The organism is Odoribacter splanchnicus DSM 20712, from assembly GCF_000190535.1.
Lineage (GTDB): Bacteria > Bacteroidota > Bacteroidia > Bacteroidales > Marinifilaceae > Odoribacter > Odoribacter splanchnicus.
In genome coordinates, this window is sequence record NC_015160.1 from 2,015,659 (window position 1) to 2,030,097 (window position 14,439).

14 protein-coding genes and 1 pseudogene are annotated in these 14,439 nt (G+C 49.5%); 2 read left to right on the plus strand and 13 right to left on the minus strand.

Annotated elements, in window-relative coordinates; genetic code table 11:
• Positions 1-2 precede the first annotated feature (2 nt).
• The 12 genes and pseudogenes from ODOSP_RS08410 to ODOSP_RS08470 all read right to left on the minus strand — a co-directional run bounded on the left by ODOSP_RS08410 (position 3) and on the right by ODOSP_RS08470 (position 11,807).
• Positions 3-1,796, minus strand: a complete 1,794-nt coding sequence (locus ODOSP_RS08410) for a fimbrillin family protein (RefSeq protein WP_013611916.1) — start codon at positions 1,794-1,796, stop codon at positions 3-5.
• A 34-nt stretch (positions 1,797-1,830) separates the two neighbouring features.
• Positions 1,831-2,718 (minus strand): fimbrillin family protein, encoded by an 888-nt coding sequence (locus tag ODOSP_RS08415; protein ID WP_013611917.1) that lies wholly within the window; start codon positions 2,716-2,718, stop codon positions 1,831-1,833.
• Positions 2,719-2,738: 20 nt separating this feature from the next.
• Positions 2,739-3,626 (minus strand): FimB/Mfa2 family fimbrial subunit, encoded by an 888-nt coding sequence (locus ODOSP_RS08420; RefSeq protein WP_013611918.1) that lies wholly within the window; start codon positions 3,624-3,626, stop codon positions 2,739-2,741.
• A 16-nt stretch (positions 3,627-3,642) separates the two neighbouring features.
• Entirely contained in the window at positions 3,643-4,743 is a 1,101-nt protein-coding gene (locus tag ODOSP_RS08425) for a DUF3575 domain-containing protein (protein ID WP_013611919.1), read from the minus strand.
• A 199-nt stretch (positions 4,744-4,942) separates the two neighbouring features.
• The gene (locus ODOSP_RS08430) at positions 4,943-6,070 is read right to left on the minus strand and encodes a helix-turn-helix domain-containing protein (protein ID WP_013611920.1); all 1,128 of its coding nucleotides are present in this window, start codon (positions 6,068-6,070) and stop codon (positions 4,943-4,945) included.
• 208 nt (positions 6,071-6,278) lie between these two features.
• Positions 6,279-6,728, minus strand: a pseudogene (locus tag ODOSP_RS20215) (hypothetical protein); the annotation flags it as partial.
• 144 nt (positions 6,729-6,872) lie between these two features.
• A complete protein-coding gene (locus ODOSP_RS08445; RefSeq protein ID WP_013611921.1) occupies positions 6,873-7,643 on the minus strand; it encodes a hypothetical protein in 771 nt (256 codons plus the stop codon).
• Positions 7,644-7,932: 289 nt separating this feature from the next.
• Entirely contained in the window at positions 7,933-8,331 is a 399-nt protein-coding gene (locus ODOSP_RS08450) for a hypothetical protein (RefSeq protein ID WP_013611922.1), read from the minus strand.
• A 22-nt stretch (positions 8,332-8,353) separates the two neighbouring features.
• Positions 8,354-9,862: a Fic family protein gene (locus tag ODOSP_RS08455; RefSeq protein WP_041557283.1), complete on the minus strand. Its 1,509-nt coding sequence runs from the start codon at positions 9,860-9,862 to the stop codon at positions 8,354-8,356.
• Between the two features lie 129 nt (positions 9,863-9,991).
• Positions 9,992-10,630: a recombinase family protein gene (locus ODOSP_RS08460; RefSeq protein ID WP_005648594.1), complete on the minus strand. Its 639-nt coding sequence runs from the start codon at positions 10,628-10,630 to the stop codon at positions 9,992-9,994.
• A 13-nt stretch (positions 10,631-10,643) separates the two neighbouring features.
• Positions 10,644-11,474 (minus strand): virulence RhuM family protein, encoded by an 831-nt coding sequence (locus tag ODOSP_RS08465; RefSeq protein WP_013611924.1) that lies wholly within the window; start codon positions 11,472-11,474, stop codon positions 10,644-10,646.
• A 3-nt stretch (positions 11,475-11,477) separates the two neighbouring features.
• Positions 11,478-11,807 carry a hypothetical protein gene (locus ODOSP_RS08470; protein ID WP_005868799.1) on the minus strand — a complete coding sequence of 110 codons (330 nt, stop codon included), beginning with the start codon at positions 11,805-11,807 and terminating at the stop codon, positions 11,478-11,480.
• 287 nt (positions 11,808-12,094) lie between these two features.
• On the opposite strand from ODOSP_RS08470, the gene ODOSP_RS08475 reads away from it, so the two are divergent.
• Positions 12,095-12,853, plus strand: coding sequence for a ParA family protein (locus ODOSP_RS08475; RefSeq protein WP_005868802.1), 759 nt, complete (start codon positions 12,095-12,097; stop codon positions 12,851-12,853).
• A 4-nt stretch (positions 12,854-12,857) separates the two neighbouring features.
• Positions 12,858-13,115, plus strand: coding sequence for a hypothetical protein (locus ODOSP_RS08480; RefSeq protein WP_005648607.1), 258 nt, complete (start codon positions 12,858-12,860; stop codon positions 13,113-13,115).
• Between the two features lie 180 nt (positions 13,116-13,295).
• Here the strand turns inward: ODOSP_RS08480 and ODOSP_RS08485 are convergent, their stop codons facing one another.
• Positions 13,296-14,414, minus strand: coding sequence for a fimbrillin family protein (locus ODOSP_RS08485; RefSeq protein ID WP_176350407.1), 1,119 nt, complete (start codon positions 14,412-14,414; stop codon positions 13,296-13,298).
• Between the last annotated feature and the right edge of the window lie 25 nt (positions 14,415-14,439).

The window sequence follows — 14,439 nt, forward strand, 5'->3', positions numbered from 1 at the left end:
GTTTACTGCTTCCTCAAGGTGGGCAATGCTCCGTTAAGTTCGTAACGCCACTCTGAGCCTGCGTTCTGCAAGGCGGTGTTCATGGCATCAACGGCGTTCTGCCAGGTAACGCCAGTGCCGTCCACCTTCGTGGCTTCGGGGACGATGCCTTCCTTATTATAGCCGATGCCTTGTTCATGATTGTTCTTCCAATAGCCGGCGGTCACGGTGGTGTAGTTATCTCCCAAAAAGCCGCCGATATGCACATTGCCAGTGCCACTACCCGTACTGGTTACGTTGCCCGTGGCATAGCAGGCAAGGACGCTGCTTCCTGCGTTGAATCCCACCAGACCGCCGCCAAGGATATTATTTATGGGGTCTATTTCTATGGTCACGTTGCCTGTGGCATAGCAAGCGGCCATGGTGGCACCCGAATTCGTCTCACCTGCCACGCCGCCGACCTGGACCATTCCCTTCACTGTGGCGGAGGAGCTGCATCCGGTGATGGAAGCCTCCCATTGAATACCCACCACACCGCCGGCGCATATCGTGCCGCTGACGCTGCCCGACACCGAGCAGTTTTCAATGGTGCCTCCCCAGCTAAATCCTGCCACGCCGCCGGCATAGCCCAACCTGTGATTGCATGTTATCTGTATGCCATCCATCACCACGTTCTTCACCGTGCCAGCTTTACCGAGCCTGCCGAACAGACCCACATATTGGTCATTTGTCGTAACGGTCAGCCCCATGATGGTATGGCCCCCGCCGTCGAAGGTGCCGGTGTATGAGTTATAAAAGTTTGTGCCTATCGGTGACCAGTCTTTGCCCGTGAGGTCGATGTCGGCGGTGAGGGTGCAATTTATCGATCTGTCTTTTTGTGCGGCTTCGTTCCATGCCAGCAGGCCGTCGGCGTTATAGACCGTGTAGGTATTGGTGTTGCTATCGTAGATGTAGCCCAACTCGGCTGCACCACTCTCGCCGCCGCCGTCAGCCCAATCACCGATGGTGCAACCCTCTAATGTCAAGCCAGTGGCGTTCACCTTAACGGTATATTTATAGCGGCTGCCCGCTTCTAATACGACGTTGTTCTGCGGACGGAAGTAGAAGGTGCCGCCGCCGAGTTCCACCTTAACGAACGGCTTGCCTGCCGCAACGGTCTGCGGGGCGGTCAGTGCCTCATAGGTGTTGCCGCTTGCGTTGTAAGTCTTGATGGCGGTCGGGTTGCCGTTATCGGCGGACAGGCTCACGAGGCTCACCGTGGCACCGTCCACGCTTGTGAATCCCGTACCGGGCTTCAGTTCGATTGCCACGCGTGCCGTGCGGTGGGTAAATTCAAGAGTCGGGTTGTTAAATTCCACCTTCCGGTTCTCAGCAGAGATGAAGTCGCTGTTTTGGAAGTCAGCCAGTTTGCTTTGGTCTTCTGCCACCTTCACGGCAGGCATCTGTGTGATGTCGGCATTGTCGAAGGGCCACCATGCCGATATGGTAATCGGGTCGCGGCTGGTCCAGTAGTACGGGTCGTTCTCGCGTGAAAGCGTGGCACTCTTGAAATCGGTAGAAGCCGTTACGGTGTATTCCTTTACCGCATCGCCCATCTTGAGTGCCACGGAAGTGACGCCCTGCCAGTCGCCGTCCACAGCGGCACGGGTGGAAGGGACTGCCAGCGGCGTTGCTTCTACGGACAGTCCGGTGGCACGGATGAATACGGGGTATTCACCTTCGGGCAGACGGTTATCGTCAGCCAGTTCGTCCTGTGTGCAGGCGGCAAGGCCGAGCAGCAGGGCGGTGGCTGCGGGGATAAATAATCTATGTCTCATAATTCTTCATTCTAATCGATTAATTATTAAAATCCTACAGGTCAGCGCCCACTTCTCCGCCGTCTATATCGTTCCACTTTGCAATGGTGGCTTCGCTGACTTCAAGGACTTTGTTGCGTACCTTGACGGTATAGGTATAGTTGTTGCCCGCCTGCAGTGCGCCTTCGGGCACGGTGAGTGTGGCATGATATTCCTGACCTTTGTAATTCACAACCAACGGCAGGGATGCAACTGTCTGCGGGAAGAGGATGATCGATGACGTGAGAACGCCGTCTGCCAAATTCATGGCCAGTTCTCCGGTCTGTGCCCCGTTGTCTGCGGTGGCAATACCGTCGGCCGTGTTGAACGTACCGGTGAGTAACAATCCGTCCAGCGTGTAACGTTCAGGCTTGACCACGCTGAAATTCACGCCGTCGCCCGCCTCGAAGGTAAGGGTTATCCGGCTCATGCGGTGGTGGAAGGAGTTGTCTTCACCGCCTTTGGCGGTTTTGTCGGTGAAGCTTACTACCGGGTTGTTTTTGTCTCCCGTGGCTCCTGTGGCAAAGAGGAAGTCGATGGCAGGCTGGTTCTGCTGCGCCGTGGCATCGGTCGTGGCTGTGAGGATGCCTCCCGCCGCGTTGTACGGATAGTAGGCGCGGAAAGTATGGGTCTTTGTATCTTCGATATAGATAACCTTTCCTTCTGCCTCAAATTTCCCGTTTTTCAGGATGAAAGGCACGTTGCCGTACTGGGAATCGTTGCCGATGTCGGTGATGCCGATACGGTCGCCGCCAGTCCAGGTGGTTCCGCTGGCGCGGGTGGCGGGGGCGATGTCGGCGGTAAACTGGGCGGCCACTGGGTCACCGTTCAGGTTCTCGTTGTCGTTGTTGCAGGCTGCCAGTGCGAGGACGAGCGTCGCAAGTGCAAAAAATCTTGTCTTCATTATATCTGTCATTATATTAGTTACAAATCGGCATTTACATCATCACCTTTCACTTCTTCCCAGCCGTTGATTTCGGCTCCGTCCACTTCCATGCCTTCGGGAGTCTCAACCAGCGTTCCGCCGAGGGTCAGCGATGCGCCCTTTCCGGTGTTGAACTCCTTGAGGGCTTCCGTGAGGTCGCTTTTCAGCATCGTGGGGGTCGGGTTGCCGTCCGCATAGCGGATTTCACCCGTCAGCAGTTGTTCCGTGCCGGTCACACCCAACAGCCGCACCGTGGCTTTCCACTTGCCGGCATCGTCACCTTCGGTAATCTTGGTGAAGGGCAGCACGACGTTCGAAGCGGCTCCGTAGGTATCGGTAGCGAAGTCGAGTGTTCGGGCTGCACCCGTCAGATGGGCAACAATCTCCGTGATGCGTCCGGCGGCATCACCAGTAGGTTCGACGACAAGCGTCAGTTCGCGTACCTGCTGCTTCATTGCGGCGGTCAGCGGATAGTCCTTGTCTTTCCCGATGGTCACCTGTTCCGTATAGGTGAAGAACCATCCCGGGGCATTGTTCACAAAGGTATCCGTGCCTGCCCGGGTTCCCGTGGCTGCGGCAATGGTGGCTGTGGTGCCGTTCACCGTGATTCCTTCAGCCGGGTTCCACACCGCAAGGGTGTAGCTGCCCGGAGCAAACAGATGGTCGGGGGCATGGGTGGCGGAAGTCTCCGTACCCGTATAGTCGCCCATGGTGACCGTCCATGTGGCAGGTATGTCGATACCCTCACCGCGGGCCGACCAGTCGGCTGTTACCGCAATCTTCCCGTAGTCGGGGTGCGGCGTGTCATAAAGCGTGTCCTTCACGCAGGAAGAGAGCAGCACGGCGGCTGCCATTCCCATCATATTTATATATTGTTTTGCTTTCATATTCTATTCCTCCGTGTTAGAATAACTTCCATACCAATGTCACACCGGCATTGATGGGGCCCCACCAATCTTTTGTCTCGTTGCCGTGGCGTACACGCACGCCGTCGATGACCTCATATTTCTCATAGTCGGCATTCAGGTAGCCCAGACCGAGGTTGAAATCAAGAGCCAGTGCCTTGTTCAGCCGCAGCTGGTGGCCGGCGGTGATGCCGCCACCCATCAGGTCGCCCTGTTTGCCTGTTTCGGAGAGCTTGTAGTTGAACTGTCCGGCCTTGAACAGCGCGCCCAGATACCAGGCTTTCTTCTCACCCATATAGTAACGCACTTCCGGAGCCACTTCCCAGAGTGCATAGCGGCGGTCCTTGTCGCTCCACGTCCATGAAGTCCACGAGCCGTTTACGGCAATGCCCCACGATGGGCAGATGCGCCATTCCACGCCAAGGTCGGGTGTCAGGGTAGCCCAGCGCAGCAGGTTGGCACGCAGGGAGAGATGATAATCAGTTGTGATTTTGGTTTCCGACGGCGTGTCGGCAAGTGTATTTTGTTGAGCGGCTTTCTCGGCTTCTGCCTTTTCAGCGGCAAGTCGGGCTTCTTCCGCCTTGCGCTGCTCTTCGGCAAGCCGTTCCTGTTCGGCACGCTTCTCGGCTTCCAGTCGTTCGGCTTCCGCCTTGCGTCGTGCTTCCGCTTCCGCATCCGTCACGGCTGTTTCCTTGACCGGTACCGTCAGGCGCACGGTGACAAAATCACCCTCAGTCGCATGGTTGCGGGTAATGAAATTCTCCTCTTTTATTTCCGCACGGATAATCAGTTCGGATTTCACACGGTTGGCACGGATCTTCGCCGTGGCAAGGTTCTCGGCTTCACTGCCCAGTGAATTACAGTATCCGTCAACCAGTAGCGGCAGCTTGCCGTCAAGAATTGTGGTTTTGTTGTTTTCGATACATTCCAACAGGCGGGCAAGTTCCGTGTCATTGCCATTCCAAGGCACGTAGAACATGTCCTTCTGCGGAACGAAGCGGAAGGTGTAAACTGTGTCTGTTTTCTGCTGCGCAAAAGCCGGAAAAGCTGCCGATGCCAGCCACGAAAACAAAATGAAGAATAGGATTCTTTTGCTCATTTTTTATATGCTTTTTAAATTTCCAATCCAGACTTAACATACAAAATAAGCGAAAAGATTTAAATTCAGCCCGATTCTTGCCTATAAAAAATGTCTCAATTGTCAGAATCGCACATCTTTGTGGTTTAGAACATTTTAGTTTTGTAGTTTAGGCTATTTTTTGTCGTTTGGGCTATTCCTCCATCCATAACACACCGTATTATTCCGCCTCTGTTTTCCTCCATTTGACAGGGGTACAGCCCGCATTTTCCTTGAACAGCCTTATAAAATGGCTTGGTGACAAAAAACCGGATTTCTCGGAGATGTCGGCTATCGTCAACCTCGGATATCGCGCAAGCAGACGTTTCGCATATTCTATACGAAGTCCGGTAATCCAATCGCGGAACGACATGTCATACGTAGTTTTGATGTACCCGGACAGGTAGGTGCGGTTGGTATGAAGCACATCTGAAAGCTCCTTTATGGTAAGGCCGGGCCGGATATAACCGTCCGCATCGATCCAACCTTTGATTTTTTTCGCCATTTCGGCATGGAAAAAAGGAGTATCCTGCCTCTGTGCCTGTTCCCGGTTTGTGGTGTCACACAGGTCTTCCTCTTCAGAAGTCATGCCATCTTCCATCGCGTTTTCCACCTGTTCGTAAAACAGCAGATAGTTCAGATAGCAAAGGAAGAGATAAATGTAGAACGGTACCGATGACAGAATCCAGATATAGACGTATTCATCAGGCAGGAATGTCAGCAGTCCGCATCCCACCCCGAATGTGACAGCCCAGTAGGTGAAAATGGAAAGCCATTTGATATAGGCACCGATGTCGTCCGCACGGGTGTCATCGAAAATGCGGATGACCCTGTGATAGGCCCGGAGAAGCCTACGGGTCAGGAACAGCCCATAGATAACCAACCATGCGGCCAAGGCAAACATCACCGTTGTCTGTAAACCACCTTTTGGTAACAACAGCAGAACGATGCCGGAAAGGATGGAAAACAGTATCCATAGACAGATATGCGTCCGTAACCGACATTTGGTGATATAAAAGCGGTCAAGCAGAGTGGTGAGGGCCGAACTGAACAACCAGTAGCACAAAAAATAGGTGGACAGGTTCATCAGGATGGCGGCATCGGTATTCTTGAACCTGATTCCCAAAAAGAAATGTACCGAATAGTTGGCGGCAAGTAACAGTATGGCTACCCCCATAATTCGCCGGGAACGCAGATAATTATTGAAAATGGCTTTTTCCGGGGTTGGAGCCAACAAAAAATAAAAGCCGAAGAACAACATCAACGGTAGCGCAATACAAAGTGAATAACTGTATATAGATGGTTCCATTTTATTATGCCTAACTATTTTGAATGCAAAATTAGCGAAAATACTGAATATATGGCGGATTTGCCATGACGATTTACTTTCAACACCCTATTTTGATATAATCGAGGGCTTGTTGTATGGTATCCTTGCCATTATGTCATATTGATGGAAAAAGGCAGGAAAAGGAATGGTATGTTCCCAATCCTGCCATATATATCCGCACACTCGTTCACATTTTTATACCTTTCGGTTTGCACTCGTCACGGACGTTGAATCCCGGCCGCCCGATGATGATATGGTCGGCAATAAAATTGCCAGACGGACTGCGTTCATTCACCGGGCTGCGTATCTGCGGCACATCTTCGGTGTGTTGTGGAGATACGTTTCGTACACCTTCCGCATCCGGTTTGACCTCCTGTCCGTCATTCTCCTTTTCGGCGACTTCGGGCGTAGGCGGCTCAAGCTCCAACTGTATCTTTCGGTCGAGTGCTGCAAGTTCGGACTTCAACTGTTTCAGTTCGTCCTCCTTCTTCCATACCTTCCCGGCTATCTCCTACAACTGTGGGACCTCCTTTTCCTGCACCTCGTTCTTCGCCTTGTACTGGTCAATGATGGACGGAATCCTCTCCTATGCGTTCAGGAAATTGCGTGCGGCGGCTACCGGGTCAGCCATCGCCAACATGCAGCCTATGTCATACAAGGATACTGATACTACGGGAGAACCTGTCGAGCATGTGACAGAACCGGACAAGCAAATTGCGCATTCGGCTCTCGGTGACTACGGACCATTCAGTGTGAAATACGCCACGAAGGACTTTCTCAGCTACGGGAACAAAAAGTTCCGCATATAGATTCTGATTTTGCTTGTTACAGATGGAAGCAACGGCAATATGCCAGAGGAGGCCGGGCTATACAAAAAAATAAGGGGCTGTACACTGAAAGTGTGGACGAAAAAGATGACAGAGAGTAATATCAAGGGACCTATTATATATAATAAGGTATTGAAGAGGATTGCTACAGGAAGGAGTCCAGCAGCAAAGTATAGCTGAATGATGCTGGCTTGCGAATAGCGCACGTATGGAATCAAGTCGATTCCGAAATTCTCCATGAGCTTCTGCTTTCGGGCTTTTGTTTCTTTGCGAATGATAAGAATAAAATATGCCATGCTAGCCACAAAAAGACCGAGCATCACATAGAGCATATTGCCAATGTGTAAACTGTTATTTTTGAACATGCCAATGACGAAAACTATGGCGATGAGTATGTATGCCATCATACTACGTAAACAATAACGGCGCACTTTGCTGCCTGTGCTCTCTATGTTGATTATGGAGAGAGTGATGGCAAATGCCACTGGGGTATAGAACAATATGTTGAATGCTGCGCCCACATCGGTACCTTGTGCACGGAGTCCATGAAGCATCTGTAAGAGGTAGTGGACGGAGAAGAATAGCATGGATGCAACGAGAATCCATCTTGATATTTCGTAGCGCCACACCTTCCATCTCACCTGCAAACTTGCCATGGCTAATTGCAATGCCAGCATGGCTGTAATGACGCAACATACAAGTTGTAATATGAATAACGATTTCATAGTATTGTTATTACCTTAATTCCACAACACTATTGTAAATTAAACCTTTTAAGTACCTGAGCAACAAAAAGTTCTTGGACAAGCCAAGCGGCAGAGCCGAGCGGCTCAGGATTTTGCCATGTCGAAGAATTCACTTATCTTAGTGTTGTAAAAATAAACAAGAGAATCCGACGATAGACATGGTGAAAATACAAATTAAACGAGATATACTCCCTATATTCGCGTAGTAATCCCCTATTGTCCCTGTCGCAAGACAAACTCCAGGGTTTTGTTTTTATATACTCCCCCCCTATACGGTAGCGTATGGATCTTTTTCCTGAATCACCTTTTTAATCTTGAACAGCCGTTCTTTGGTTAGCGGCTTTATAGTTTCCGGATCCTCACCGTCGAATGTTTCCCCGAAGATCAGATCGTCCACCTCCAGGCCATGATTAAAATTCTCCCTGATACAGTCCCTTAGCAACCAAAGGTTTCTGAGGTTCACCCAATCGGCCGTTATGTTCCTGATCCTTCTAAACATGATTATCGCAGTACGAAAATAATGCCCCACATGATCGTAATCATGGCAAACCCGTTTATCCAGATAATAAACATCTATTTCCTGGTTTTCTTCATCCTCCGCGATCCGGCAAAGGCAGAACGGGATCTGCTCCAGTTTATCCCATTCGATATATTCCGTTGATTTCATATTGTCATTATTATAAATATCATTACTTGACCAGCGAGGCTATCACTTTGGCAAATTCGGAAATATCCCCCTCCACGCTGGCCTTTTCCAACGCTTTCATATATTCTTTTCTACGCTCCACCGGAACAACCGTCCAGTTATAGCCTCCAGACGCAAGCATGGCGTTCAAGACGAACCGTCCCATTCTCCCGTTCCCGTCCATATAGGGGTGAATATACACGAAAAAGAAGTGTCCCAGGACAGCCCTTACCGCCGGGTGCGGCTCATTCTTCAAGAGATCGAAAAGGACGGGCATAGCGTCCCTGACCGCTTTCGGGTTCAACGGGATATGTTGCGATCCCCGTATATAGACCTGCCCGGTACGATAACCCACAAGATCCTCCCTTTGCAAGATCCCCACCGTAACGAACGGCATCCACATCTGCATATACCAGAGGGGATGATCCGCCCTTACCGCTTCCCCTGCGTTCTTTCCTTTCAGTATATCGGAGATCGTCCCCCTGACAGCCTGGAACGCCTGGTAATACCCACGTGCCACCAGTGCGTTTTTATGCTCCTTATCTTCTTCCTCCGGCTTCCAGTTCCCGACACGCACTTTCTCGATCAGTTCCGGGGAAACCCTATATCCCTCGATCGAGAGAGAATGATAAGCGTCCTCCGAATACTTTTCATCGACGGATCTCAAATACCCCTCCACGTCATCAATCTTTCCAGGGGCTTCGGGAAACAGTTCTACAACCTTATCCCTCATGTTCTCCCACATCAGGCGCAAGCGTGTGACGTAAGGCGACACTTCATAAACAAGGGGCGTTCGTGGCTGATCCTCGAACGGATCTTCTTCTCTCACGTCATACCCGAACCCCCGCATCGTGGAAACGATGCTGTCGGCGATTTCGCTGTTCCCGATGTTCCGGAACGCCCCGGCTATTCTTCCGGCACGAAGCGAAGCCCCGTTTTTCGTCAGTACCTTTAATATATCGGCAGCGTCCCGTATCATGGCCAGGCAGGTGCGGGCTGCGATCTTCTCCACCTGGAAATATCTCGGCGTGGCATATACCAGGGCTTCGGCAAGCGGATAGAGATTAAGGCCGTATTCCGGCTCTTTATATACCTGATCCGGAATCTCGCTTTGAAACACCAAAAGCGAGGTATCATACATCAGCTTTTGCGTGTTGTTATGGCCTTTCGGCGACTTGATAACCACCTGCACGGGCACGGTCGTTTTCCCCGAATACAGATCCAGCGACTGGTCGGCCGTCAAACACCACCGTTCCCCCAGCCGGACGGCCGCATATTTCGCAATAAAATACCAGAATGAGGTGTACCAGATCGTCGTATCCCCCTCTGTTCCCGGCCTGGCCGCAATATACCAGCCTTTCATTACTTCCTGCAACCAGCCGTTATCCAACAGCCGGGTTAAATGTGTCCTCCCTATCTCGGCCGTCCCTTGTAGAACGACACAGCGGTCTTTCTCCTGGAGCTTTCTTAATTCCTCCAGTGAAGCCGCCATTTTCTCCGCCATTGTTGCCATACTACCGTTTTTATTTAGATTCTGATTATTTTCGTGCAAATACTCGTTTTTAGACATGTGCAAATACTCGTTTTTAATTTCGCGCATTTACTCGTATTTGTTGCAAAAATACAATATTTGTTCCGATAATCAGCTATTAATGAAGTCTTTTTTTACTTGTTGTATCGTCGAAACGGCTTTTCCCGTGAGCTTCGCCACGTTCCGGATCGAGTAGCCTTTCTTCAACAAGGCGATCGCCTCCCGGTATTCCTCTTTCCTCTGTTCGGCCGTTTTCCGGCTTCCCGGCTTCCGTCCCAGCCTGCCCCCTTTCTGGATGTACAACTCCCGTCCGCTATTAAGGCGGTCAATGATCCCCTGGCGTTCGATCGCGGCCAGTTCCCCCAATAGGGTAGTAATCAGAGAGGACAAGGGGTTTACCGTCTTGTCCGGCCGTAATGTTTCCAGGTTCAAGTTTTGGATATACACGCATATTTTATGCGTGTGCAGCGTATCGAGTGCCTTTAGTATCTCCAGGGTGGAACGCCCCAGGCGTGAGATCTCGGTCAGCAACAGCATATCCACCCGGTTCTGCGGATCTGTGCAGTATTCCAGGCAACGGCTTAAAACCGGGCGTTCAATATTGGCCTTTCGTCCGCTTATCTTTTCCTCAAAGACCGCCGTCACCTCGTACCCCCGTCCGGCTGCGAACCTCTCCAGATCGACAACCTGCCGTTCGGTCGATTGCCTGGCCGACTGCGAGCTTACACGTGAATAGATAACCACATTCATAAGACAAGGGATATTATAACAGGTCAGTTATCACAACCGCCGGAATATCCAGCTTTGAGAAAGCGAACATCTTTTTCCCCAGATCCTTTAACGAGGCTCCGATATGGTACACGTCCGTTTCATCAACGATCAGGAAACGGTCGTGACTGTCCCGGTACGTCCTGATGTCGATAGGTGGGTACTGGCTGTTATGCCTGTCAAGATCAAGTTGGAGTTGCTGCGTGATACGCTGTGTGTAAATGGTGGCCGAGACACCGACGCTGCGTTTACTCAACATGAGCAAGACCGTTTCGTCCACATAGTTGTCGATAAGCACGATCGAACGCCTGGCCGACTTTACCAGATCGGTGGCGAACTTGTACGCATCGAAAATCTGGCCGTTATAAAAAATGCCTTCGACCGGGGGCAAGGCAGTACGCACGAAAAAATCTATCTTCTCGGTATGTTGAGCGACAGTCCTTTCAAGTTCTGACAAACGTTTATTAATGGAATACCCCTTTAAAAGATAATCCTTTAATACACTATTCGCCCATTTCCTAAAAAGGGTTGCGTTCTTGCTATTAACCCGATATCCTATTGACAGAATCGCATCAAGATTATAATATTTAGTAGTATATCTCTGTTTGCCGTCATTACCCATATGTTCCAAAATGGAACATGTGCTATCTATATCAAGTTCGCCGCTTTTGTAAATGTTGTTCAAATGTTTGGTAATAGCTGGCCTTTTAGTCCCGAACAAGTCGGCTATTTGTTCTTGTGTCAGCCAAACGGTTTCATCTTCCAGCCTCACTTCCAACCTGACCGCTTCATCCGGCTGGTATAATATGATTTCTCCCTGTTCCATTACTTATTTACCTTTTCTTAATTCATCAAGCCTCTGCATCGCACCGCTGAACTTCTCACTAAACATCATATCATCGGGCAAAACAAACCAGGTGGGAATACCTCTCGACTGTGGATTACCTATACATTCATCTTGCCCGTTCTGTTTGCGGTAATCGTCCCATTCACTATAAGCGATGTTCCAACGGATACCTAATTTATAGGTATTTTCCCATTTAATAATAGCCAGTGAATAGGCCGGATCATCTTTGCCGTCATAAATCACTTCTACAACTTCAACCACCCCTTTAGGGGAATTTATAAACTTCGGATTTTTATACGAATAAGTGCTCATGTCTTTTATTTTTTATTTATAGCACACAAAGATACTCAAAAACAAATATATACATATATACATACGTATGATTAGCGTATAAAAACATTTATGGTTATTCTAATCTTTGATTAATTCCGGTACAGAAACAAAACGTACCGAAAGACGGAAACAGGATTTATTTCGGTACGCTTCCCCGATCGGTACAAAAAACACGCAAAAAACGAGAAATACTACTTTTAGTATTTTAGTATATTAGTATTTTAACTATATTTGCGGACATGACAACCATTTAAAAAACTGAATTTATGAGCAAAGCAAAAGTAATCTCCGTATTGAATCACAAGGGGGGAGTAGGAAAGACCACAACCACGATCAACCTGGGCGGCGCGTTACGTCAAAAAGGGTACAAGGTTCTTTTGATCGACCTTGACGGGCAGGCCAACCTGACCGAATCGCTGGGCTTCTCCGCGGAGCTTCCCCAAACGATCTACGGCGCGATGAAAGGCGAATACGACCTGCCGATCTACGAGCATAAGGACGGTCTTAGCGTCGTTCCCTCCTGCCTGGATCTCTCGGCCGTTGAAACGGAGTTAATCAACGAGGCCGGACGGGAGCTTATCTTAGCCCACCTTATCAAGGGCCAAAAGGAGAAATTCGATTATATCCTGATCGACTGTCCCCCCTCGCTGTCGCTGCTCACGCTTAACGCACTGACGGCCTCGGATCGGTTGATTATCCCGGTTCAGGCTCAATTCCTGGCAATGCGTGGAATGGCCAAACTTATGCAGGTCGTCCACAAGGTGCAGCAACGTTTGAACTCGGATCTTTCGATAGCCGGGGTTCTGATAACCCAGTACGACGGAAGAAAGAACCTGAACAAGAGCGTTTCGGAACTGGTACAGGAAACATTCCAGGGCAAAGTGTTCAGCACCCATATACGCAACGCCATTACGCTGGCCGAAGCCCCGACACAAGGGCAGGATATTTTTCACTATGCCCCCAAATCTGCCGGGGCAGAGGACTACGAAAAGGTATGTAACGAACTGCTAACAGAAATAAAGTAACCATATGGCAAAGAAGAACGATTTAAAAAACAGTATGTCGGCCGGGCTGACCGGGGGATTAGACAGCCTGATCCAATCCACGGCCGGGCAAAAAGAGGCTCAAAAGCCGAAGAAAGCGAAAACCGTGCATTGTAATTTTGTCATGGACGAAACCTATCACCAGAACTTAAAGCTGATCGCGATCCGCAAAGGCGATTCGCTAAAATCGGTATTGCAAGAGGCTATATCTGACTACTTGGATAAAAACAGTTCCCTGCTATAACAGCGTATCGGGAATATACAGGGCAAACACTCCACAAAAGAAATTCTCCAGGAAAAAGGTACGCAAAAAGCAACCCTACACATAAATTACAGATGATAAAAGCAATAAAAAACCCGTTGGCAGGGTTAATCTTGCGTATGTTTAACCTGCCAACGGGTACGATATTAATAAACGTTTGGATTAAGGTTTGACGTTTACGTCTTTATTATCTGCATCAACCCAGCCTGTTGTCTCTGCATCAAACTGGATCGGATTCAACACAGCCTTTCCCTGATCAGTATAACCACCACCGAAAATCAACGTGTAGATATGACGCTTGCCCGGTTCCCATATAACTCCGAACGGAACATAAATTATTTTGTATTCACTTGCTGAACCCAACAGATAAACTCCGGACTGCTGGATTTTGCAGGAGATCTCCAGATAACATTGCTTCGCATCGTCGGCACCCTTCTTGGTTTTGCTGGCTCCGGAAACAGTCCAAGCAGTCAGCTCCTGTGGTATATTCAGCATAGGAGAACTTGTGGAAATATCGGTAGCTGTGGTATTACCTTCGACCGTGATGGATTTGTCTTTCACTACGGTAAATGCGTGTGGAAATGTTAAATCAGGCGAACTCCAACTTCCCGTTCCATCGGCTGCCGCAGGCAATGTGAAGACGCCGGAAAATCTGATATTATGAATCTTGATGTCACGGATGTCCACCCGCATGTTAGCGTATTGGGTCTTTGCTTTGAATACGACCTGAGACAGAATATGTTTGAATTTAAATTTCACTTTTCCGTTGTTTGAGTCTTTTGTCTGGCCTTTGGCTATGGCATACATCACGTCGTAGTTTGCATGAGTACCGGCTCCATACTCATCGATGCAGGTATAACTTATCTTTTGAGAAGTCCCGGAGGCTTCCCACCTATAAAACGCCAACATGTCTTCACTAACCGTTCCGGGATTGAACGCGTAAAAGTCCAAAGCCTCGGAAGGCCAATAACGAAGGTCGTTCGCATTTTTATAATCCCACTTATTATCTTTGTACACGATATTCACTCCGTCATGTCCATATTCCGTGTCGACCTTTCCCATGAAGGCAGTACCATCCGCCGTAAAAGCGAACACGTCGAAATCGGTGCTCGTCAAGTTGGAGGGGGTAGTAGGGGTAGCCCTCGTTTCCGCCGCATTACTTAACACGTTAAAACCAATCGCATTCCGCGAGGAGGTTTCCACATTCGCAATCTCCTCGTCTGAGCAACCCATGAGTAGCGCTCCAAAGATTGCCCAAAGCATTACTGTACTTTTTTTCATAAATAAAAACAAATCAAATTGATAC